Origin of the sequence: Pseudomonas fluvialis (assembly GCF_014207935.1) — a bacterium.
Taxonomy (GTDB): Bacteria; Pseudomonadota; Gammaproteobacteria; order Pseudomonadales; family Pseudomonadaceae; genus Aquipseudomonas; species Aquipseudomonas fluvialis_A.
Genome location: NZ_JACHLL010000002.1, coordinates 470,712 through 491,124 on the forward strand (window position 1 = coordinate 470,712; position 20,413 = coordinate 491,124).

22 protein-coding genes are annotated in these 20,413 nt (G+C 62.9%); 14 read left to right on the forward strand and 8 right to left on the reverse strand.

Annotation, left to right across the window (positions count from 1 at the left end; genetic code table 11):
• The first annotated feature begins 269 nt into the window (after nt 1-269).
• From HNP49_RS07220 to HNP49_RS07255, 8 genes are read left to right on the forward strand one after another with little or no spacing between them, the layout of a single operon-like run.
• On the forward strand, nt 270-1,322 hold the full coding sequence (locus tag HNP49_RS07220; protein WP_184681887.1) for an ABC transporter substrate-binding protein: 1,053 nt from the start codon (nt 270-272) through the stop codon (nt 1,320-1,322).
• Nucleotides 1,323-1,370: 48 nt separating this feature from the next.
• Nucleotides 1,371-2,177: an alkaline phosphatase family protein gene (locus HNP49_RS07225; protein ID WP_184681888.1), complete on the forward strand. Its 807-nt coding sequence runs from the start codon at nt 1,371-1,373 to the stop codon at nt 2,175-2,177.
• Complete coding sequence (locus HNP49_RS07230) at nt 2,174-3,019, forward strand: ABC transporter permease subunit (RefSeq protein WP_184681889.1); 846 nt, start codon at nt 2,174-2,176, stop codon at nt 3,017-3,019. The genes HNP49_RS07225 and HNP49_RS07230 overlap by 4 nt, the downstream gene beginning before the upstream one ends.
• Nucleotides 3,006-3,791, forward strand: coding sequence for an ABC transporter permease (locus tag HNP49_RS07235; RefSeq protein ID WP_184681890.1), 786 nt, complete (start codon nt 3,006-3,008; stop codon nt 3,789-3,791). Before HNP49_RS07230 ends, HNP49_RS07235 begins: the two co-directional genes overlap by 14 nt.
• The gene (locus tag HNP49_RS07240; RefSeq protein ID WP_184681892.1) at nt 3,788-4,777 is read left to right on the forward strand and encodes an ABC transporter ATP-binding protein; all 990 of its coding nucleotides are present in this window, start codon (nt 3,788-3,790) and stop codon (nt 4,775-4,777) included. Before HNP49_RS07235 ends, HNP49_RS07240 begins: the two co-directional genes overlap by 4 nt.
• A complete protein-coding gene (locus tag HNP49_RS07245; RefSeq protein ID WP_184681894.1) occupies nt 4,777-5,430 on the forward strand; it encodes an HAD family phosphatase in 654 nt (217 codons plus the stop codon). Before HNP49_RS07240 ends, HNP49_RS07245 begins: the two co-directional genes overlap by 1 nt.
• 57 nt (nt 5,431-5,487) lie before the next feature.
• Nucleotides 5,488-6,414 carry an ABC transporter ATP-binding protein gene (locus HNP49_RS07250; RefSeq protein WP_184681895.1) on the forward strand — a complete coding sequence of 309 codons (927 nt, stop codon included), beginning with the start codon at nt 5,488-5,490 and terminating at the stop codon, nt 6,412-6,414.
• Nucleotides 6,411-7,172 carry an ABC transporter permease gene (locus tag HNP49_RS07255; RefSeq protein WP_184681897.1) on the forward strand — a complete coding sequence of 254 codons (762 nt, stop codon included), beginning with the start codon at nt 6,411-6,413 and terminating at the stop codon, nt 7,170-7,172. Before HNP49_RS07250 ends, HNP49_RS07255 begins: the two co-directional genes overlap by 4 nt.
• A 6-nt stretch (nt 7,173-7,178) precedes the next feature.
• On the opposite strand, the gene HNP49_RS07260 is transcribed toward HNP49_RS07255, so the two are convergent.
• Nucleotides 7,179-7,499 carry a DUF5629 family protein gene (locus HNP49_RS07260; protein WP_184681899.1) on the reverse strand — a complete coding sequence of 107 codons (321 nt, stop codon included), beginning with the start codon at nt 7,497-7,499 and terminating at the stop codon, nt 7,179-7,181.
• Between the two features lie 99 nt (nt 7,500-7,598).
• On the opposite strand from HNP49_RS07260, the gene HNP49_RS07265 reads away from it, so the two are divergent.
• The 3 genes from HNP49_RS07265 to HNP49_RS07275 all read left to right on the forward strand — a co-directional run bounded on the left by HNP49_RS07265 (nt 7,599) and on the right by HNP49_RS07275 (nt 10,613).
• Nucleotides 7,599-8,276, forward strand: a complete 678-nt coding sequence (locus HNP49_RS07265; RefSeq protein ID WP_184681900.1) for a COG3650 family protein — start codon at nt 7,599-7,601, stop codon at nt 8,274-8,276.
• Between the two features lie 67 nt (nt 8,277-8,343).
• Nucleotides 8,344-9,378, forward strand: a complete 1,035-nt coding sequence (gene gap / locus HNP49_RS07270; RefSeq protein ID WP_184681902.1) for a type I glyceraldehyde-3-phosphate dehydrogenase — start codon at nt 8,344-8,346, stop codon at nt 9,376-9,378.
• 134 nt (nt 9,379-9,512) lie between these two features.
• The gene (locus tag HNP49_RS07275; protein WP_184681903.1) at nt 9,513-10,613 is read left to right on the forward strand and encodes a polyamine ABC transporter substrate-binding protein; all 1,101 of its coding nucleotides are present in this window, start codon (nt 9,513-9,515) and stop codon (nt 10,611-10,613) included.
• 1 nt (nt 10,614) lies between these two features.
• Here the strand turns inward: HNP49_RS07275 and HNP49_RS07280 are convergent, their stop codons facing one another.
• Nucleotides 10,615-11,718: a PLP-dependent cysteine synthase family protein gene (locus HNP49_RS07280; protein WP_184681905.1), complete on the reverse strand. Its 1,104-nt coding sequence runs from the start codon at nt 11,716-11,718 to the stop codon at nt 10,615-10,617.
• A gap of 10 nt (nt 11,719-11,728) precedes the next feature.
• Complete coding sequence (locus HNP49_RS07285; RefSeq protein WP_184681907.1) at nt 11,729-12,628, reverse strand: DMT family transporter; 900 nt, start codon at nt 12,626-12,628, stop codon at nt 11,729-11,731.
• A 179-nt stretch (nt 12,629-12,807) separates the two neighbouring features.
• On the opposite strand from HNP49_RS07285, the gene nhaA reads away from it, so the two are divergent.
• Complete coding sequence (gene nhaA / locus HNP49_RS07290; protein WP_184681909.1) at nt 12,808-13,989, forward strand: Na+/H+ antiporter NhaA; 1,182 nt, start codon at nt 12,808-12,810, stop codon at nt 13,987-13,989.
• Nucleotides 13,990-14,054: 65 nt separating this feature from the next.
• On the opposite strand, the gene bfr is transcribed toward nhaA, so the two are convergent.
• The 4 genes from bfr to pyrC form a co-directional block, all read right to left on the reverse strand.
• Nucleotides 14,055-14,525, reverse strand: a complete 471-nt coding sequence (bfr, locus tag HNP49_RS07295) for a bacterioferritin (RefSeq protein WP_184681910.1) — start codon at nt 14,523-14,525, stop codon at nt 14,055-14,057.
• 178 nt (nt 14,526-14,703) lie between these two features.
• Nucleotides 14,704-14,937, reverse strand: a complete 234-nt coding sequence (locus HNP49_RS07300; protein ID WP_184681912.1) for a bacterioferritin-associated ferredoxin — start codon at nt 14,935-14,937, stop codon at nt 14,704-14,706.
• 213 nt (nt 14,938-15,150) lie between these two features.
• Nucleotides 15,151-15,828 carry a ribonuclease T gene (rnt, locus tag HNP49_RS07305; protein ID WP_184681914.1) on the reverse strand — a complete coding sequence of 226 codons (678 nt, stop codon included), beginning with the start codon at nt 15,826-15,828 and terminating at the stop codon, nt 15,151-15,153.
• On the reverse strand, nt 15,821-16,861 hold the full coding sequence (gene pyrC, locus HNP49_RS07310; protein ID WP_184681915.1) for a dihydroorotase: 1,041 nt from the start codon (nt 16,859-16,861) through the stop codon (nt 15,821-15,823). Before pyrC ends, rnt begins: the two co-directional genes overlap by 8 nt.
• Before the next feature lie 220 nt (nt 16,862-17,081).
• Between pyrC and HNP49_RS07315 the strand changes: the two genes are divergently transcribed.
• On the forward strand, nt 17,082-17,984 hold the full coding sequence (locus HNP49_RS07315) for an OmpA family protein (protein ID WP_311772084.1): 903 nt from the start codon (nt 17,082-17,084) through the stop codon (nt 17,982-17,984).
• A 110-nt stretch (nt 17,985-18,094) separates the two neighbouring features.
• The gene (locus tag HNP49_RS07320) at nt 18,095-19,315 is read left to right on the forward strand and encodes an argininosuccinate synthase (RefSeq protein WP_184681919.1); all 1,221 of its coding nucleotides are present in this window, start codon (nt 18,095-18,097) and stop codon (nt 19,313-19,315) included.
• Between the two features lie 54 nt (nt 19,316-19,369).
• Here HNP49_RS07320 and HNP49_RS07325 read toward each other — a convergent pair whose 3' ends face one another.
• Entirely contained in the window at nt 19,370-20,392 is a 1,023-nt protein-coding gene (locus tag HNP49_RS07325) for an AraC family transcriptional regulator (RefSeq protein WP_184681920.1), read from the reverse strand.
• Between the last annotated feature and the right edge of the window lie 21 nt (nt 20,393-20,413).

The window sequence follows — 20,413 nt, forward strand, 5'->3', positions numbered from 1 at the left end:
AACGCCAAAATGGCCGAATTTGTGACTGATTTCTGCGCAGTTTATGACTGCCGCCAGACAGTAGCGATTTCTTACCATGAAGTCGCCACCCCTTCCGCAGATCTTCCGCACGGTGCGCTGAAAATCAGCCGCACAGGGCTGCAGGAATGATTGGGAGCAAAGGAGAACTGCAGAGACAGTTCGATGCTGCAATAAAAACGTCACCTGCCATGGTTAGATTGGCTCGCGCCTTGCTGATCTAGACCAAACCACCTGAAAAGGACTCACACATGAAACGCTTGCTGCTGGCTTCACTGTTGGGCTCGACACTGGCACTCAACGTCCAGGCTTCAACTGTGGATATTCAGGCACTCGAAAAGGCCGCCCGCGCCGAAGGCGCCGTCAACAGCGTCGGCATGCCGGACAGCTGGGCCAACTGGAAGGACACCTGGGCTGATCTGCACAAGCTTTACGGCCTCAAGCACATGGATACCGACATGAGTTCGGCCCAGGAAATCGCCAAATTCGCCGCCGAAAAGGACAACGCCACGGCGGATATCGGTGATGTCGGCGCCGCATTCGGCCCTATTGCGGTGCAGCAGAGCGTCACACAGGCCTTCAAACCGAGCACGTGGGAGCAGATCCCGGCCTGGGCCAAGGATGCCGACGGCCACTGGATGCTGGCCTACACCGGCTCCATTGCCTTTATCGTGAACAAGACGCTGGTCAAGGATATTCCGCGCTCCTGGGCCGACCTGAAAAACGGCAGCTACAAAGTCACCATCGGTGATGTCAGCACCGCTGCCCAAGCCACCAATGGCGTGCTGGCCGCCGCCATCGCAAACGGCGGCAACGAGCACAACATCCAGCCGGCCCTGGACTTCTTCGCCACCCTGGCCAAACAGAACCGCCTCGGTCTGTCGAACCCGACCATCCAGACCCTGGAGAAGGGTGAAGTGGAAGTCGGTATTGTCTGGGACTTCAACGGCCTGTCTTACCGGGACCAGATCGATCCAAGCCGCTTCGAAGTACTGATCCCCTCCGATGGCTCGGTGATCTCCGGCTACAGCACCATCATCAACAAGTACGCGAAAAACCCCAACGCCGCGAAACTGGCGCGCGAGTACATTCTCTCCGATGCCGGCCAGATCAACCTGGCCAAGGGTAACGCGCGGCCGATCCGTGCCGAGTTCCTGAAGCTGCCGGCCGATGTGCAAGCCAAGCTGCTGCCGCAGGAGCAATATGCCAAGGTCCAGCCGGTCAAAGACGGCGCCGCCTGGGAGGCCACGGCCAAGGCACTGCCTCAGCTCTGGCAGGAACACGTCATCATCGAAATGCAGTAAGCGAAACGGGGCCGGCCTGCCGGCCCCGTTTCCTGCAGGAATGCTGTCATGCCCCACAAAGTCATTCTGGTGATTCTCGACGGCCTGAACTATCAGGTTGCCGAACATGCCCTGGGCCATTTGCAGGCCTACCGGGCCGCAGGCCGCGCTCAGCTGTACAAGCTGGACTGTGAACTGCCGGCCCTGTCACGCCCGCTCTACGAGTGCCTGCTGACCGGCAGCGCGCCCATCGTAAGTGGCGTAGTGCACAATCAGGTCGTGCGCCTGTCGAATCAGCAGAGCCTGTTTCACCTCGCCCGCGAGGCTGGCCTGACCACCGCGGCGGCGGCCTACCACTGGATCAGTGAGCTGTATAACCGCTCGCCCTTTGTCGCCGTGCGCGACCGCCATACCAGCGACCCGAGCCTGCCGATTCAGCACGGGCACTTCTACTACGCCGACCACTATCCGGACTCCCACCTGTTCGTGGATGCCGAGAGCCTGCGACTGCGTCACCAGCCCGATTTTCTGCTGGTACACCCAATGAATATCGACGATGCCGGCCACCGCCACGGCGCCGACTCGGCGCAATACCGCAACAGCGCCCGCAGCGCCGACATTCTTTTGGCCGATTACCTGCAGACCTGGCTGGAAGCCGGCTATCAGGTGATGGTGACGGCCGACCATGGCATGAACAACGACCGTTCGCACAACGGCCTGTTGCCGGAAGAGCGTGAGGTCCCCCTGTTCGTGATCGGCTCAGCCTTCAGCCTGAACCCCGATGCCCGGCCGAAGCAGACCGAACTGTGCGGCACGCTCTGCAGCCTGCTGGGCCTGGCCCATGACAAACCGCGCTGCGCGGAGCTGCTCGCATGAGCCGGCGTCTCCCCCGTGGCAAATGGCTGGCCCTGCTGTGCCTGGTGCCCTTTGCGCTGTTTTTTACCGCCTTCCAGATTGCGCCACTGGTCTGGGTAGCCGTGCACAGCCTGATCACCGCGGAGGGCTGGGGGCTGGGCAACTTCAGCAAGCTGTTCGCCTCGCGCTTTTACCTGCAGGCAGTGCAGCACAGCCTGGAAATTTCGCTCTACTCAAGCGTGCTGGGCCTGCTGATTGCGCTCTTCGGCAGTTACTCATTGCGTCAGATCGATAGCCGCCTGCGCGATCTGGTGATGGCCTTTGCCAACATGAGCAGCAACTTTGCCGGAGTGCCGCTGGCGTTCGCCTTCATCATCCTGCTGGGCTTCAACGGCGCGCTGACCCTGCTGCTGAAACAGGCGGGACTGATCGAGGATTTCAACCTCTATTCACGCAACGGCCTGATCCTGCTCTACACCTACTTCCAGATTCCGCTGGGCGTACTGCTGCTCTATCCGGCCTTCGATGCGCTGCGCCAGGACTGGCAGGAGTCCGCCACCCTGCTCGGTGCCAACCGCTGGCAGTACTGGCGGCATATCGCCCTGCCGGTACTGACCCCCGCCCTGCTCGGCACCTTTGTCATCCTGCTGGCCAACGCACTGGGCGCCTACGCCACGGTGTACGCCCTGACCACGGGCAACTTCAACGTGCTGCCGATCCGTATTGCCGCACTGGTCTCGGGCGACATCAACCTGGACCCCAACCTGGCCAGCGCCCTGTCCATGCTGCTGGTCGGGCTGATGGCGCTGATCACCCTGACTCACCAGTGGCTGCTGAGGAGGAGCTACCATGTCGCGCGCTAATCAGCTCTACCACCGCAGCGTGGTCTGGCTGCTGCTGTTGATTCTGCTGCTGCCACTGCTCGGCACCCTGCTCTATTCGCTGGCCACCAGCTGGTCTGCCACCATCCTGCCCAGCGGCCTGACCCTCAAGTGGTATGGGGCGCTGTGGAGTGATGCACGCTTTCTCACCGCCTTTGCGCAATCGCTGCTGGTGTGCGCCGGTGCCTTGCTGCTTGCGGTGCTGCTGATTCTGCCGCTGCTGTTCGTGGTGCATTACCACTTCCCGCGCCTGGACGGCCTGATGAATCTGCTGATTCTGCTGCCGTTTGCCGTGCCACCGGTGGTGTCCTCGGTGGGTCTGCTGCAGCTCTATGGCTCGGGGCCGCTGGCCATGGTCGGCACGCCGTGGATTCTGCTCGGCTGCTATTTCAGCCTGTCACTGCCGTTCATCTACCGTGCGATCAGCAACAACCTGCAGGCCATCCACCTGCATGACCTGATGGATGCTGCCCAACTGCTCGGCGCCAGCCCGCTGCAGGCCGCTCTGCAGGTGATTCTGCCCAACCTGCGCAAAGGCCTGATGGTCTCGCTGTTTCTGTCCTTCAGCTTCCTGTTCGGCGAGTTTGTCTTTGCCAACCTGCTGGTGGGCACCCGCTTTGAGACCCTGCAGGTCTACCTCAACAACATGCGCAACAGCAGCGGCCACTTCAACAGCGCGCTGGTGATCTCGTATTTCAGCTTCGTCGTACTCTGCACCTGGGCGGCCAGCCGCCTGAACAAGGATCGGACATGAGTTACCTGAGCATTCGCGGCCTGAACAAGCAGTACGCCGCCACCCCGGTATTCCGTGACATCAACTGCGAAATCAACCGGGGCGAATTCGTCACCCTGCTCGGCCCGTCCGGCTGCGGCAAGTCCACGCTGCTGCGCTGCATCGCCGGCCTGACAGCGGTCGATGGCGGTCAGATTGTCCTCGACGGCCAGGATCTGCTGCCGCTTTCCCCGCAGAAGCGCGGCATCGGCATGGTCTTCCAGAGCTATGCACTGTTCCCCAACCTGACGGTGGCGGAAAACGTCGCCTTCGGCCTGCGCATGCAGAAAGTCGCCAGGGACGAATGCCGCCAGCGCGTGGAGGACATCCTCGCCCTGGTTGAACTCAGCGCCCATGCCGACCGCTACCCGCACCAGCTCTCGGGCGGCCAGTGCCAGCGCGTCGCCCTGGCCCGCTCGCTGGTCACCCGGCCACGACTATTGCTGCTCGATGAGCCGTTGTCGGCGCTGGACGCACGTATCCGCAAGCACCTGCGCGAGCAGATTCGCAGCATTCAGCAGGAGCTGGGGCTGACCACGCTCTTCGTGACCCACGACCAGGAGGAAGCGCTGATCCTCTCTGACCGCATTGTCCTGATGAATGCCGGCCAGATCGTGCAGAGCGGCAGCGCCGAGACGCTCTACACCGAACCTGCCAACGCCTTTGCCGCCAGTTTTATTGGCAACTACAACCTGCTCGATGCCGAGCAGGCAAGCCGCCTCCTGCAACGCCCGCAGCCCCGGCAGATCGCCATCCGCCCGGAGGCCATCAGCCTGCAGGCCGAGGGTTCGCTGCGCGGCATCGTGCAGGGCCACAGCCTGCTGGGCAACGTGATCCGCTACCGCGTGCAGGCCCATGGCGTCGACCTGCTGGTGGATGTCCTCAACCGCTCAGCCGACGACCTGCTGCCCGCCGGCAGTGCCGTGAACCTGAATATTGATCCAACCGCTATTCGTGAGGTGGCCTGATGGCCCTTGCAATTTTCGATCTCGATGAAACCCTGATCGACGGCGACTGCGCGTCGCTCTGGGCGCAACACATGGTGGACCTGCAGTGGGTCGACGGTGACAGTTTCCTCGCCCGCGAGCAGGAGCTGATGAGACTGTACGGGCGAGGCGAACTGGCCATGGAGGATTACATGGCATTCACCCTCTCGCCTCTGGTCGGCCGCACGCCCGAAGAAGTGGCTTACGTTGTCGGCCCCTTCGTTGAAGACGTCATCGAGCCGCTGATTTTCAGTGATGCCATGCGCTGCGTCGCCGAGCACCGCGCCGCCGGCGACCGCATTCTGGTCATCTCCGCTTCCGCCGTGTTTCTGGTCGAAGCCATCGCCGAACGTCTGGGTATCGCCGAAGTGCTGGCCATCGACCTGGAGCAACAGCATGGCTGTTACAGCGGCAAGACCTGCGGCGTGCTGACGTACCGTGAAGGCAAGGTCACCCGCCTGCAGCAATGGCTCGGCGAGCAGGCTGAAAGCCTGGAAGGCGCCTTCTTCTACTCCGACTCGCGCAATGACCTGCCGCTGCTCTCGCAGGTCAGCAACCCCCGTGCGGTCAACCCCGACGAGGCGCTGCAGGCCCATGCACAGGAGAACGGCTGGCCCATTCTCGCCTGGCACTGACGCACCTGCCGCTGCCTGCTACCCTGCGCGTCTGCCTTCGACCTACAGGGAGCCCTCATGGAGTCGGTCATTTCCATCCAGCAGTTGAGCAAGACCTATGCGTCGGGCCACAGCGCGCTGCGTGAGATCAATCTGGAGATCCGCCGCGGCGAGATCTTCGCCCTGCTCGGCCCCAACGGGGCCGGCAAGACCACCCTGATCAGCATCGTCTGCGGCATCGTCAATCCGGGCAGCGGCCAGGTGCTGGTCGCCGGCCACGATATCGTCCGCGACTACCGTGCCTCGCGCTCGGAGATCGGTCTGGTGCCCCAGGAACTGGTCAACGACGTGTTCGAAACGGTCTGGGCCACCGTACGCTTCAGCCGCGGCCTGTTCGGCAAGAAGCCCGACCCGGCCTACCTGGAGCAACTGCTCAAGGACCTGTCGCTGTGGGACAAGCGCGACGCGAAGCTGATCGAGCTGTCCGGCGGCATGAAACGCCGGGTGATGATCGCCAAGGCCCTGTCCCACGAGCCGTCCATCCTGTTTCTCGACGAACCCACCGCCGGCGTGGATGTCGAGCTGCGCCGCGACATGTGGGCCATGGTGCGGCGCCTGCGCGAGCGCGGCGTGACCATCATCCTCACCACCCACTACATCGAGGAGGCCGAGGAGATGGCCGACCGCATCGGCGTGATCCGTCAGGGCCAGCTGATTCTGGTCGAGGACAAACACACCCTGATGCAGCGTCTGGGGCGCAAGGAGTTGCTGCTGCAGCTCAAGCAGCCCCTCGCCGCCGTGCCCGCGAGCCTCGCCGCGTACCAGCTGGAGCTGCTGGATGACGGCCACGCCCTGCGCTATGCCTACGACACCCAGCAGGAACAGACCGGAATTGCCGAACTGCTCGCCGCACTGGCAAGCGCCGGCATCGAGTTCAAGGACCTGAAATCCAGCGAGAGCTCGCTGGAGGAAATCTTCGTCAATCTGGTGAGGAACCGCGCATGAACCTGCAGGCCGTCCGCGCCATCTACCTGTTCGAACTGGCCCGCACCTGGCGCACGCTGCTGCAGAGCATCGCCACGCCGGTGATCAGCACCTCGCTGTACTTCGTGGTGTTCGGCTCGGCCATCGGCTCCAGCATGACCGAGGTCCACGGCGTCAGTTACGGCGCCTTCATCGTGCCCGGGCTGATCATGCTGGCCCTGCTCACCGAGAGCATCTCCAACGCCTCTTTCGGCATCTATATGCCGCGTTACTCGGGGACCATCTACGAGCTGCTCTCGGCGCCGGTATCGCCGCTGGAGATCGTCATCGGCTATGTCGGCGCCGCCGCCACCAAGTCGATCATCCTCGGTCTGGTGATTTTGATCACCGCACGGCTGTTCGTCGACTTCGAGATCCTCCACCCGCTGTGGATGCTCGCCCTGCTGCTGCTCACCGCGTTCAGCTTCAGCCTGTTCGGCTTCATCATCGGCATCTGGGCCGACGGCTGGGAGAAGCTGCAGGTGGTGCCGGCGCTGATCGTCACGCCGCTGGCCTTCCTCGGCGGCAGTTTCTACTCCATCAGCATGCTGCCACCGCTGTGGCAGACGATCACCCTGTTCAACCCGGTGGTGTACCTGATCAACGCCTTCCGCTGGAGCTTCTTCGGCGTGGCGGATGTGGATGTCGGCGTCAGCCTGGCGATGATGGCCGGCTTCCTGACCATCTGCCTGGGTGTGGTCAGCTGGATGTTCCGCAGCGGCTACAGGCTGAAGAACTGACGCGATTCAAAGCTGCTCGGCGTCGCTGCTCTCGGCGCCGGGCTCATCGTCCGGGTCATCGTCATTGTCGGCGCAGATGGCGCCCAGGCACTGCAGGCGATGCTCGCCCTGAGCGCTGCGCAGTTGCCAGTCGTCGCCGTCCTGGCGTGCGGCGGCCAGTTCCTCGGCCGTGAAGCTCCACACACGTCGATTGCGGCCGTCCATGCACTCGATAAGCAGCGCCGGCTCGGTGTCGTTAAGGGTGAACTGCCAGGCGTGCAGATCGTCGATGATCAGCATGTCGCAGCTTTCCAGCACGCTGCGCAGGGTGGTCGGGGTTTGGCTCATGGCTGAATATCCGCAAATGAAAGGCGCGCATCATACCCCGTACGCTTGAGATCATCGCGTCGGGCGGCTAACGTGGCGCCACCGTTTTGGAGACCCCGCATGCGCAACCTTCGCTCTTCCCTGCTGCTGATCCTGCCGCTGTTCGCCGGCTGCCAGACCCTCGCCGATCTGGAATACAAGGACCCGGTGAAAAAGCCCAGCCAACGCTTGCAGGGCGAAATCAGCCGAGAGGGTGATCAGTGGCTGCTGCGCCCCTGCCAGGAACAGCGCCGTTTTGTCCTCAGCGATGGCGAAGGCCAGGACAACCTCAAGGACCTCGCCAGCCTTGCTGCCGATGGTCAGAACAGCCTCTATGGCGACTTCAAGGGCCAGCTCGACAGCAGCACCCAGGCCGGCGTCGACGGCCAGTTCAACATTACCCGCCGCTACCGCGTGCAGGGTGAAGGCCATGGCTGCGATGACCCGAACTACAAGCGCGTGCGCATCCAGGCCAGCGGTCATGAGCCGGAGTGGAGCATCGCCGTCACCAGCAAGGGCCTGATCCTCAACCGCCCTGGTCAGGAAGCCCTCGCCCTGCCCTATCTGGAAGAAGACCTGCTGCAGGGCCGGCGCAACTTCTCCAGCGCCGCCAACGGCCAGCAGCTGGAGCTCTGGGTCGCCCCGCAACGCTGTCAGGACGGCATGAGCGGCAGCGTGCAACACCTCAGTGCCGAACTGCGCCTCAATGGCCAGGTCATGCGCGGCTGTGCCTATTACGGCGGCGCCCAGGGCGACTGAGCCCCAGGCAATCCCGTTAAGCGAATGACTGCCTATGCTGAGGTAAACCCCTCAGCGAGGCAGTCTCATGTTGCGTATTGCCATCAACGGTTACGGCCGCATCGGCCGGGCCGTGGTCCGCGCCCTGTTCGAACGCGGCCTGCACCAGCGCCTGCATCTGGAAGCGATCAATGACCTGGGTGACTTCGCCACCCTTGCCCACCTGACGCGCTTCGACTCCACCTTCGGCCGCTTCCCGCATACCGTGCATCTGCACGACGATATTCTGCAGATCGACGGGCAGTCGGTGCACCTGTTCCAGGAACGCGACACCGTCAAACTGCCCTGGGGCAAGCTGGGCGTGGATGTAGTGCTGGAATGCTCGGGCAAGTTGAAAAGCCGCCAGGCCGCCGAACAGCACCTGATTGCCGGAGCTCCGCGGGTGCTGCTGTCGCATCCGCTGGACAGTGCCGACCTCACCGTGGTCTACGGTGTCAACCACGAACAACTGGGCAGCCAGCAACTGGTGTCCAACGCCTCCTGCACCACCAACTGCCTGGCGCCGCTGGCCAAGGTGCTGCACGACGCGGTCGGCATTCGCCAGGGCCTGGTGACCACCGTGCATGCCTACACCAACGATCAGAACCTGCTCGACAAGGATCACGATGATCTCTATCGCGCGCGCGCCGCCGCCCTGTCGATGATCCCCACCAGTACCGGTGCGGCCAAGGCCATCGGCCTGGTCCTACCGGAGCTGGCCGGCCGTCTGGATGGCCTGGCGGTGCGCGTGCCCACGCCCAACGTATCCCTGGTCGACCTCACGTTCCAGGCCGAGCGGGCCTGCACCCTGGCCAGCATCAACCAGGCCCTGCAACAGGGCGCGCGGCAGCTGCCGCTGGGGGTCATGGAGTGCAATGACCTGCCCCTGGTATCCGCCGATTTCAATGGCTATCCGGTGTCCTGCGTGGTCGATCTCAACCACACCCGAGTCCAGGGCGACCTGGTCAAGGTTCTGGCCTGGTACGACAACGAGTGGGCCTTCGCCAACCGCATGCTTGACGTGCTGCTGGCCTGGCTACACCCGCTGGAGCAGCACTACAGCACTCCACGCGGCGCGGGCTAAAGCGTGACGCAACGCACATTTTTTAAGTTGCTTTTGTAAAGCAAAGCAAACACTATCGGGTGACATTTCGCACGCCCGTACCGCCACGAGCGCGCTCGACAGCAGATCAATAACAACAGTCCGAGGTTCTTCCCATGCGTCTCCGCTTCGCAAAATCGTTGGTCAGTCTGGCGCTTGGTGGCCTATTGGCCAGCACCAGCGCCCTGGCCGAAACCACCCTGCGTATCTACAACTGGTCGGACTACATCGCCGAAGACACCATTGCCAATTTCGAGAAAGAAACCGGCATCAAGGTGGTCTACGACGTCTTCGACAGTAACGAGACCCTGGAAGCCAAGCTGCTGTCCGGCCGCTCCGGCTACGACATCGTGGTACCCACCGCGCATTTCCTGTCCAAGCAGATCAAGGCCGGTGCCTTCCAGAAGCTGGACAAATCTCAGCTACCAAACATGAGCCATCTTGACCCGATCCTGATGCAGCAACTGCAGAAGGCAGACCCGGGCAACGAATACGCCGTGCCTTACCTGTGGGGCACCAATGGCATTGGCTACAACGAGAAGAAGGTGAAGGAAATCCTGGGCGAGGACGCTCCGGTCGACTCCCTGCAGCTGGTTCTCGAACCCAAGTACGCCGAGAAGCTGGCCAAGTGCGGCATCGCCATGCTCGACTCCGGCGACGAGATTTTCCCGCTGGTGCTCAACTACATGGGCCTGCCGGGCGAAAGCACCAATGCCGCGGATTACACCAAGGCCGCCGAAAAGCTCAAGACCGTGCGCCCGTACATCAAGTACTTCCACTCCTCGCGCTACATCAGCGATCTGGCCAACGGTGACATCTGCGTAGCCGTCGGTTACTCCGGTGACGTGCTGCAGGCCGCCGCCCGCGCCGAAGAAGCCGGCAACGGTCAGGTGATCAAGTACAGCATTCCCAAGGAAGGCTCGCTGCTGTGGTTCGACATGATGGCCATCCCCGCCGATGCCAAGGAACCCAAGGCCGCACTGACCTTCATCAACTACATCCTGCGCCCGGAAGTGATCGCCCCAATCAGCAACTACGTGGCCTATGCCAACCCGAACAAGGACGCCAAGCCACTGGTGGATGAAGCCATCACCAACAACCCTGGCGTCTACCCTTCCGAGGAAGTGCTCAAGACCCTGTGGGTATCCGATGTGCTGCCGCAGAAAGTCCTGCGCGCAATGACCCGCGCCTGGACCAAGGTCAAGGGCGGCAACTGATTCAGTCGCGCCAACGTGCACTGCCGGCAACCACTGCCGGCAGTGCCGCTCCCTCTTCCGCGCACGCGCGTATCCGCTCCAGATCCTCCGCCAGCTCAAACCCATTGGCCTGCAACCAGGCGGCGTCATAGTAGCTGCCCGCGTAACGCTCCCCGCCATCGCACAGAATTGCCACCACCGAGCCACGCTCGCCTCGCTCGTGCATGTGCCTGGCCGCCAGCAAGGCCCCCACCAGATTGGTTCCAGTAGACGCCCCGACCCGCCGCCCCAGTCGCCCGCTCAGGTAGCGCATGGCCGCCAACGACAGGTTGTCCGGCACCCGGCACATGGCATCCAGGACATCGGGCATGAAAGATGGCTCCACCTGCGGCCGGCCAATGCCCTCGATCCGCGAACCATCCTCGCGCCTCAGTGTGCGGTCACCGCTCACGAAAGCCTCGTAGAACACCGAGCGTTCAGCATCCGCACACAGCACCTGGGTCGGGTGCTGCCGATAGCGGACATAGCGTCCCAGCGTGGCCAGTGTGCCGCCGGTTCCCGGGCTTGAGACCAGCCAACGAGGTAGTGGATTGGGCTCGAAACGCATCTGCTGGAAAATCGACTCGGCAATGTTGTTGTTGGCCCGCCAGTCCGTGGCCCGCTCGGCGTAGGTGAACTGATCCATGAAGTGCCCACCGGTTTCACGCGCCAGCTGGCGCGAGGCCTCATGCAGGGCGCACGGATCATCGACCAGATGGCTCTGCCCGCCATAGAACTCGATCTGGGCGATCTTGGCCTTCGAGGTTGTGGCCGGCATCACCGCGATAAACGGCAACCCGAGCAACCGGGCAAAATACGCCTCGGAGACTGCCGTCGAACCACTGGAGGCCTCGATCACCGGCGCCCCCGGTCGCAACCAGCCATTACACAGCGCATAGAGGAACAGGGAGCGGGCCAGACGGTGTTTCAGGCTGCCGGTTGGGTGGCTGGACTCGTCCTTGAAATACAGATCCACGCCTGGGAACCCAGGCAGCGCCAACGGAATCAGGTGCGTGTCCGCGCTACGCTGGAAGTCAGCCTCGATCCGCCGCACGGCCTCGCCCACCCACTGCCGGTAATCGCTCATGGAGTTCTCCTCAGTCAAGAATGCCGGCTGGCGCCGACGCTTTTGATCGCCACTGGCTCAGGGCCAGCCCAGCAAAAACCAGCCCTGCCGCCAGGATCTGAGCGCCCGACAGCCGCTCGCCCAGCAATGTCACCGCGAAAATCAGGGTGAACACCGGAATCAGGTTGACCCAGGCTGCCGCCTGCGAGGCCGGCAGACGGGCCACGGCGTAATTGAACAGCCCATAGGCTCCCACCGTCACCAACGTCCCCAGATAGATCACCGCGAGCCCTCCCTGCCAGCCCGGCAGTACCGGTGGAGACTCCAGCCAGAACGCCAGCGGCATGAAAAACAGTGTCCCGGCAAAAGCCTGCAAGGCCGTCAGCAAGAACGTCGAATAGCGCGGGGAGAGATGCTTGAGCAGCAAGGTATAGCCAGTGGCACAGAGCATGGCCAGAAACTCGAAGGCATTACCCAGCAGCGGGTTGGGCGCGCCTGCCTGCGCATCACCAGCCAGGCTCAGCCAGACCGCCCCGGCGATCGCCAGCCCGAACCCGAGCAGAGTCATGCGGCTGACCCGTTCGCCCAGCAGGACATAGGCGCCGACCGCCACCAGCAGGGGGAGAAGCGCGGTGATCATGCCGGCCTGCGCAGCGCTGGTGTTCTGCAAGGCCCAGGCCTCGAAGATGAAGTACAGGCAGGGCTCGCAGAGGGTCAGGCCCAGCAGGTACTTCCAGTCCCCAGGCTGGTAGCGCATTCCCCCGCGCCAATGCCAGGCCAGTGCAAACAGCCCGGCACCGATCAGCATGCGGGCAGCAATCACCCATAGTGCCGGCAGCTCGGCAAAAGCCAGTTTCAAGGCAATGAAGGAGCTGCCCCACAGGGCCATGGCCAGCACCAGCGCCAGCAGCGCCCCTTTTGCGCGCACCATAAGGACTCCTGATAAAACCGCAGTATAGAACCCGGCACACTGGGACTCCGGTACAGCAGGGTGCTATTGCACCCGTACAGCGCCCTGAAAATGCGCATATAGCAAATAAGAATATAATTTTTGTTTAACCAAACTCTTTATCTGGTTAGGCTTTAACGCGTTTTTCAAGGAGTATTCCCATGACTGCACTGCGAAACGCGCTTGCGCGCTTCTTTCAACTGGAGTCAGCCAGCGGCCTGCTGCTGATTGCTGCCGCTGTGCTCGCCATGCTGATCAGCAACTCCCCCTTCGCCCACCTCTACAATTCTTTCCTGGACGTACCGGTTGCCGTGCAGATCGGCGCCCTGAACATCGCCAAGCCCCTGCTGCTGTGGATCAACGACGGCCTGATGGCGATCTTCTTCCTGCTGGTCGGCCTGGAGCTCAAGCGTGAGGTGGTCTACGGCCAGCTGGCCACCCCTTCACAGATCATCCTGCCGGGCGCCGCTGCCATCGGCGGCATGCTGGTGCCGGCGCTGGTGTACGCCTGGTTCAACCAGGGCGACAGCGAAGCCATGCGCGGCTGGGCCATCCCCATGGCCACCGACATCGCCTTCGCCCTGGGCGTACTGGCCCTGCTGGGCTCGCGGGTGCCAACCTCGCTCAAGCTGTTCCTGATGACCCTGGCGATCATCGACGACCTGGGCGCCATCATCGTCATCGCCCTGTTCTACTCCAGCGAGCTGTCCAGCCTCTCGCTGATGCTGGCTGGCGCGGCACTGATCGGCCTGTTTGCTCTCAACCGCATGGGCGTACGCCAGCTGGGCCCTTACCTGCTGCTGGGTCTTTTCCTCTGGGTCTGCGTGCTGAAAAGCGGCGTGCACGCCACGCTGGCCGGTGTGGCACTGGCCTTCTTCATTCCGGTCAAAGGCGACAATCCCGAGTACTCACCGCTGGCCACGCTGGAACATGCCCTGCATGGCTGGGTGGCCTTTGGCATCTTGCCGCTGTTTGCCTTTGCCAATGCCGGCGTCTCGCTGCAGGGCATGAGCCTACAGAGCTTCCTGCAACCGGTACCGCTGGGCATTGCCGCCGGCCTGCTGCTAGGCAAGACCGTCGGCGTCCTTGGTCTGACGGCCATCGCCGTGTTCACCCGCCTGGCCCGCCTGCCCGAAGGCGCCAACTGGGGGCAACTGCTGGGCGTGGCCGTGCTCTGCGGCATCGGCTTCACCATGAGCCTGTTTGTCGGCTCCCTGGCCTTCACCCCGGATGTCAGCCCCTATGCCGGCCAGGACCGCATGGGCATTCTCACCGGCTCACTGCTGGCCGCCGTGCTCGGCTATCTGATCTGCCGGCTGAGCAGCCGTGCTCCCGGCCACTGATGCCAGCGCACAGCAAAAAGCCCGTCCATTGGACGGGCTTTTTGTTTGGCCGGGCTGACGCCGGATCACTCGTCCATCTGTGACTGCAGGTAGTTCTGCAAACCCACCTTCTCGATCAGGCCAAGCTGGGTTTCCAGCCAGTCCACATGCTCCTCTTCGGACTCGAGGATGTCTTCGAGCAACTCGCGGGTGGCGTAATCGCCGGCGCTCTCGCAATAGGCAATCGCCGCTTTGAGATCAGGAATACCCTTCATCTCCAGCTTGAGATCGCACTCGAGCATTTCCTTGACGTTCTCGCCGATCAGCAGCTTGCCCAGATCCTGCAGGTTGGGCAGACCTTCGAGAAAGAGAATGCGCTTGGTCAGTTTGTCGGCATGCTTCATCTCGTCGATGGACTCGTGGTACTCGTGCTCGCCGAGCTTTTCCAGTCCCCAGTCCTGATACATGCGCGCGTGCAGGAAGTACTGGTTGATGGCCACCAGTTCGTTGCCAAGGATCTTGTTCAGATGCTGAATGACCTTCTTGTCGCCTTTCATGACTCGCGCCTCTATCAAGCCCAATGAGTAACGCCCGAGTCTGGTCCGCGACCTCCTCACTGTCAAACCCAGGACAAACAACGCGGAGCCTGCAGGCCAGTGCGTGCCGCAGCGTTGAGTCCATAAAAGGCAGACGAAAAAAAACCGGGCCTGGCCCGGTTTTGCTCGACGCTGATGCTCATGCCACCGCGTAGGCCGCTGGCGTAAAGGTCTGTACGCCGACCTGACCAACATGGGCAGTGTGCATGTTGCTCACGGTTTCGCGCACGATCTGCTTGGCCAGGCAGGCGCATTTACCACACTGGGAGCCGACACCGAGGGTTTCACGCACTTCGCGATAGCTGCAGCAGCCTTCATAGATGGCTTCGCGGATCTGGCCGTCGGTAATCCCGTTGCAGAGGCAGACGTACATGCGAATGAGTCCTGATTAAGCGTTTGAGCGGAGCTTAATCTTAATGAGAATGCTTGTCAAAGCATCCGCTACTTATTCGTAACAGCAGTCCCGAAGAAGCAGGCCGTTGATTGAATCTGGCCATAGGGTGCGCCGACCAACGGTCAGTCATTAGCCAACGAGCAGACAGAAAAAACCCGGCCGTAGCCGGGTTTTCGATCAGGACGAGTGCACTCAGTCCTCGTCGTCCATCCAACCGCCCATCTGCTTCCAACTGTTGACGATGCCGCAGAACAGCTCGGCGGTCTTTTCGGTGTCGTAACGTGCCGAATGCGCCTCCTTGCCGTCGAAAGGGATACCGGCTGCCTGACAGGCCTTGGCCAGCACCGTTTGGCCATAAGCAAGGCCGGCAAGGGTCGCGGTATCGAAGCTGGAGAACGGGTGGAACGGGTTGCGCTTGAGCGCGGTGCGATTGACCGCAGCATTGAGGAAGCCGAGGTCGAAACTGCTGTTGTGACCGACCAGGATCGCCCGCTTGCAGCCATTAGCCTTGAGCGATTTGCGGATGCCGCGGAAGATTTCGCCCAGCGCGTGCTCTTCACTCACCGCCATGCGCAGCGGGTGATCCAGCTTGATGCCGGTGAAGTCCAGCGCCGCCTGCTCGATATTGGCTCCGGCGAAGGGCTCGATGCGGAAGAAGTAGGTGTGCTCGGGAAACAGCAGGCCCTCCTCGTCCATGCCGATGGTGACCGCGGCAATTTCCAGCAGGGCATCGGTGGCCGAATTGAAGCCACCGGTCTCGACGTCCACCACCACCGGCAGATAGCCACGGAAACGCCGGGCCATCGGTGGTTTGAGACCACCGCTATGCGGCTCCAGCTCGTCTTCGTAGTACTCCAGATCTTCACTCATCGACGAGTCTCCAGCGCAGCTGTTCATTGGCCCGCAGCGGCACGACTTCAAGATCGCCGAACGGCAGGCTGGCCGGTGCTGTCCACTCCTCACGCACCAGGGTGATGCGGTCGGTGTTGCGCGGCAGGCCGTAGAAATCCGCGCCGTAGTGGCTGGCAAAGGCTTCCAGCTTGTCCAGGGCGCCCTGCTGCTCGAAAGCCTCGGCGTACAGCTCGATGGCGGCGTAGGCGGTGTAGCAGCCGGCACAGCCACAGGCGGCTTCCTTGGTGTGCTTGGCATGCGGTGCCGAGTCGGTTCCGAGGAAGAACTTCGGGTTGCCGCTGGTGGCAGCCTCCAGCAGCGCCTGCTGGTGGGTACCGCGCTTGAGAATCGGCAGGCAGTAGAAATGCGGACGGATGCCGCCAACCAGCATGTGGTTGCGGTTGTACAGCAGGTGATGGGCCGTGATGGTGGCGCCGACATTGGCCGGAGCTGCCTTGACGAACTCGGCGGCATCGGCGGTGGTGATGTGCTCGAAGACCACACGCAGGGTCGGAAAGCGCTCGACCACGCGGGTCAGCTGCTCGTCGATGAAGCGCTTTTCACGGTCGAACACATCCACTTCGGCACGGGTCACCTCGCCGTGCACCAGCAGCGGCAGACCGATCTCGGCCATGGCTTCGAGCGCTGGGAATATCTTGTCCAGGCTGGTCACCCCGGAATCGGAGTTGGTGGTCGCCCCGGCCGGGTACAGCTTGGCGGCATGCACAAAACCACTGGCTTTGGCGCCGCGCACGTCATCGGGCGTGGTGTTGTCGGTGAGGTACAGCACCATCAGCGGCTCGAAGCGGCTGCCGGCGGGACGCGCCGCGAGAATGCGCTGGCGGTAGACATCGGCCTCGGCGGCATTGCGCACCGGCGGCACCAGGTTGGGCATGACGATGGCGCGCCCGAAGGTACGTGCGGCATCACCGACGGTCTGCGCCAGGGCGGCACCGTCACGCAGGTGGATGTGCCAGTCATCGGGGCGCAGCAGGGAAATACGGTCGGACATGGAGGCTTTCCAGGCGGGCAAAACGTGGGCGAATGCTACCGGAAAAGGCCGATTGCCGGGCAGCGAATTTCGCCGCCCGACCGCCAGTGGTCTCTAAGGGACTACTAACGCATCGGCGCAAACCCGATTGCTGCGCCAAATGCAAACAGACCCTAGCATCAAGTTTGCCGGCCGGCCGCCGATACTGACGGCATCGACCCTTTTCACTCTGGAGCGCACCGTGCACCAGCCCACATTCGCCCTGCTCGGCCTGCTACTGAGCCTGCCGGCCACCGCACTGACCTTCCAGACCCGCCTGGAAAAGGCCCAGTGGCAAGTCGAAGGCGATCAGTTCGAGTGCCGCCTGAGCCAACCGGTGGCGGATTTCGGCAGTGGCGAATTCGTGCGCAAGGCCGGCGAGCAGGCCATCTTCCGCCTCAGTGCCAGCGAGCGCCTGTTGGGTCAGGGCCAGGCCACCCTGCTGGCCGCCGCCGCTCCATGGCAGCCGGGACGTGGCGACATCAACCTGGGGGCGGTCAAGGTACAGCTTGGCAGCACCCCGCTGGCGACCAGCGAAACCCAGGCCGCACGGTTACTCACCGGGCTGCTGGAAGGCCGCAGCCCGCTGGTGCGCCACCAGAGCTGGCAGGGTGATCGCACCGAGGTGCGCCTGTTGCCTACGCACTTCGCCAAGGCCTATGCCGAGTTTGCTAGCTGCAACACCAAGCTGCTGCCGGTGAACTTCGAGCAGATCAAGCGCAGCCAGATCGGCTTTGCCGATGGTGTTGCCCTGGATGACCTGGGCCAGGCCAAGCTGGACATCATCCTCGACTACCTCAAGGCCGACCCGACGGTGAACCGCATCCAGCTGGACGGTCACTCCGACAACAGCGGCAATCGCCTGCTCAACCGTGACCAGTCGCGGCGCCGGGCAATGGCGGTCTTCGAGTACCTGAAAGCCAAGGGCATTGCCGAAGAGCAGATCACCCTGCGCTTCCATGGCGAGCGCTATCCACTGGTACCCAACAACTCCGCCAGCAACCGGGCCAAAAACCGCCGGGTCACCATCACCCTGTCGCGCGAACCTGCAGCCGAAGAGGCACCAGCCACGGCGCCCAACGGCGAACCTGCGGCCACCTCCTGAACCACGCTCAGCAGTCGCTTTGTCGTCACGAGGTGTCGCGCCCCTGTAAAAGCGCGTCTACCACCGGTAGAATCGTGCGCTTTTCCGTACAACCCCGTGGAGCTGATGGCATGACGGACGTTAAGAAGGTCGTTCTGGCCTATTCCGGTGGCCTGGACACCTCGGTGATCCTCAAGTGGCTGCAAGACACCTATAACTGCGAAATCGTGACCTTCACCGCTGACCTCGGTCAGGGCGAAGAAGTCGAGCCAGCCCGTGCCAAGGCCCAGGCCCTGGGCGTGAAGGAAATCTACATCGACGACCTGCGCGAAGAGTTCGTCCGCGATTTCGTCTTCCCGATGTTCCGCGCCAACACCGTCTACGAAGGCGAGTACCTGCTGGGTACCTCCATCGCCCGTCCGCTGATCGCCAAGCGCCTGATCGAAATCGCCAACGAGACCGGTGCCGACGCCATCTCCCACGGCGCCACCGGCAAGGGTAACGATCAGGTTCGCTTCGAGCTGGGCGCCTATGCGCTCAAGCCGGGCGTGAAAGTGATCGCCCCTTGGCGCGAGTGGGACCTGCTGTCCCGCGAGAAGCTGATGGATTACGCCGAAACCCACGGTATTCCGATCGAGCGCCACGGCAAGAAGAAGTCGCCCTACTCCATGGACGCCAACCTGCTGCACATCTCCTATGAAGGCGGCGTGCTGGAAGACACCTGGACCGAGCATGAAGAAGACATGTGGCGCTGGACCGTCTGCCCGCAGAAAGCGCCGGACGTTCCCACCTACATCGAGCTGACCTACCGTGCCGGTGACATCGTCGCCATCGACGGCAAGGAAATGACCCCGGCCCAGGTGTTGACCGAACTCAACCGCATTGGTGGCGAGAACGGCATCGGCCGTCTGGACATCGTCGAGAACCGCTATGTCGGTATGAAGTCCCGTGGCTGCTACGAGACCCCCGGCGGCACCATCATGCTGCGCGCCCACCGCGCCATCGAGTCCATCACCCTGGACCGCGAAGTAGCCCACCTGAAAGACGAGCTGATGCCGAAATACGCCAGCCTGATCTACAACGGCTACTGGTGGAGCCCGGAGCGTCTGATGCTGCAGCAGATGATCGACGCCTCCCAGGCCAACGTGAACGGTGTCGTACGCCTGAAACTGTACAAGGGCAACGTCATCGTCACCGGCCGCAAGTCCGACGACTCGCTGTTCGACGCCAACATTGCGACCTTCGAGGAAGACGGCGGCGCCTACAACCAGGCCGACGCTGGTGGTTTCATCAAGCTCAACGCACTGCGCATGCGCATTGCCGCGGGCAAGGGCCGCAGCCCGCTGAAATAAGCGACTGCAGCTGTTAAAAAGCCCCGTGCGGCCACGACCCGCACGGGGCTTTTTTCATTCCGGCGCGGCTTGCTCGCGCCGCCAGGCCGCCGGCGTGCAACCGGCCCAGCGCTGGAAGGCATGAATGAACGCTGCAGCTTCGGCATAGCCCAACGCCAGCGCTACCTGCTCGACACTCTGAGCACCACCGAGCAGCAATTGCCGGGCGCGACTGAAGCGGGTCTCGTCGAGCAACTGGCGATAACTGCTGCCGGCGGCACTCAGTTGGTGGCGCAGGGTACGCTCGGCCAGGCCCAGCGCGGCCGCCACCTGAGCCGCATCCGGATAGCCCTGCGAATACAACGCCAGGTGCTGGCGCACCTGGGTCACCACGTCGCCACCCCGCTGCTCCTGCAGCTGCTGCGCCAGCCGCTCGTCGCACTGCCCACGGTAGTAGGCATGGGCCGTCGGGTCGGCCGTTGGCAACTTCAGCTGCAGGTGCTCGTTGGCAATCCAGAAGCGCGTCTGCTCGGAGCCGAAACGCACCGGACAACCGTAGTAGGACTCGTAGGGCCGGCTGTCCGCCGGAGCGGGATACGGCACCTCGACCCGCACAGCGCGCAGGCTCAGACCGAGATTGTTCTGCAGATCGAGCAGCAGTTTGTAGGTACCGGCCATTTCCACGTCGACCAGAAAACGCCGACCGGGCTCGGGCAGTTCCAGCGGCGTCAGGCACAACGCGCTCTCGCGATCGCCGGGGACGAAGCTCAGCGGGCTGAAAAGAAAGGTCAGTTGCTGATAACGCAACCCGCACTGCAACGCCTCATAGGCATTGGCGCAGGTCAGCAGCAGAAAACTGAACGGCCCGTAGCCGGTGAAGCCGAAGCCCTGCCCCAGGGTCAGCCCCAGATCGGCGCGCGGCAGGCGCCCGGCCAGGTCGCAGAGCAGGCGCAATTCCAGCGTGCGGTCGATACGCGCCCCCGGGGCCAGCTGGGCCTCCGAGAGGCCATAGCTGGCCAGCACGGGGGCCAGATCGAAACCCTGGGCGCGCAGGGTATTGAGCATGTACAGCAGGCCAAGCACGGGTTGAGTGGTCATGGACGACACTTGCCGGAATTA

Coding starts and splice junctions, on each gene's coding strand:
- HNP49_RS07275 (WP_184681903.1), top strand. CDS start 9,513: ATGCGTCTCCGCTTCGCAAAATCGTTGGTCAGTCTGGCGCTTGGTGGC.
- nhaA (WP_184681909.1), top strand. CDS start 12,808: ATGACTGCACTGCGAAACGCGCTTGCGCGCTTCTTTCAACTGGAGTCA.
- HNP49_RS07320 (WP_184681919.1), top strand. CDS start 18,095: ATGACGGACGTTAAGAAGGTCGTTCTGGCCTATTCCGGTGGCCTGGAC.
- HNP49_RS07240 (WP_184681892.1), top strand. CDS start 3,788: ATGAGTTACCTGAGCATTCGCGGCCTGAACAAGCAGTACGCCGCCACC.
- HNP49_RS07300 (WP_184681912.1), bottom strand. CDS start 14,937: ATGTACGTCTGCCTCTGCAACGGGATTACCGACGGCCAGATCCGCGAA.
- HNP49_RS07325 (WP_184681920.1), bottom strand. CDS start 20,392: ATGACCACTCAACCCGTGCTTGGCCTGCTGTACATGCTCAATACCCTG.
- bfr (WP_184681910.1), bottom strand. CDS start 14,525: ATGAAAGGCGACAAGAAGGTCATTCAGCATCTGAACAAGATCCTTGGC.
- gap (WP_184681902.1), top strand. CDS start 8,344: ATGTTGCGTATTGCCATCAACGGTTACGGCCGCATCGGCCGGGCCGTG.
- HNP49_RS07250 (WP_184681895.1), top strand. CDS start 5,488: ATGGAGTCGGTCATTTCCATCCAGCAGTTGAGCAAGACCTATGCGTCG.
- HNP49_RS07265 (WP_184681900.1), top strand. CDS start 7,599: ATGCGCAACCTTCGCTCTTCCCTGCTGCTGATCCTGCCGCTGTTCGCC.
- HNP49_RS07225 (WP_184681888.1), top strand. CDS start 1,371: ATGCCCCACAAAGTCATTCTGGTGATTCTCGACGGCCTGAACTATCAG.
- HNP49_RS07245 (WP_184681894.1), top strand. CDS start 4,777: ATGGCCCTTGCAATTTTCGATCTCGATGAAACCCTGATCGACGGCGAC.
- HNP49_RS07280 (WP_184681905.1), bottom strand. CDS start 11,718: ATGAGCGATTACCGGCAGTGGGTGGGCGAGGCCGTGCGGCGGATCGAG.
- HNP49_RS07285 (WP_184681907.1), bottom strand. CDS start 12,628: ATGGTGCGCGCAAAAGGGGCGCTGCTGGCGCTGGTGCTGGCCATGGCC.
- HNP49_RS07235 (WP_184681890.1), top strand. CDS start 3,006: ATGTCGCGCGCTAATCAGCTCTACCACCGCAGCGTGGTCTGGCTGCTG.
- HNP49_RS07230 (WP_184681889.1), top strand. CDS start 2,174: ATGAGCCGGCGTCTCCCCCGTGGCAAATGGCTGGCCCTGCTGTGCCTG.
- pyrC (WP_184681915.1), bottom strand. CDS start 16,861: ATGTCCGACCGTATTTCCCTGCTGCGCCCCGATGACTGGCACATCCAC.
- rnt (WP_184681914.1), bottom strand. CDS start 15,828: ATGAGTGAAGATCTGGAGTACTACGAAGACGAGCTGGAGCCGCATAGC.
- HNP49_RS07255 (WP_184681897.1), top strand. CDS start 6,411: ATGAACCTGCAGGCCGTCCGCGCCATCTACCTGTTCGAACTGGCCCGC.
- HNP49_RS07220 (WP_184681887.1), top strand. CDS start 270: ATGAAACGCTTGCTGCTGGCTTCACTGTTGGGCTCGACACTGGCACTC.
- HNP49_RS07260 (WP_184681899.1), bottom strand. CDS start 7,499: ATGAGCCAAACCCCGACCACCCTGCGCAGCGTGCTGGAAAGCTGCGAC.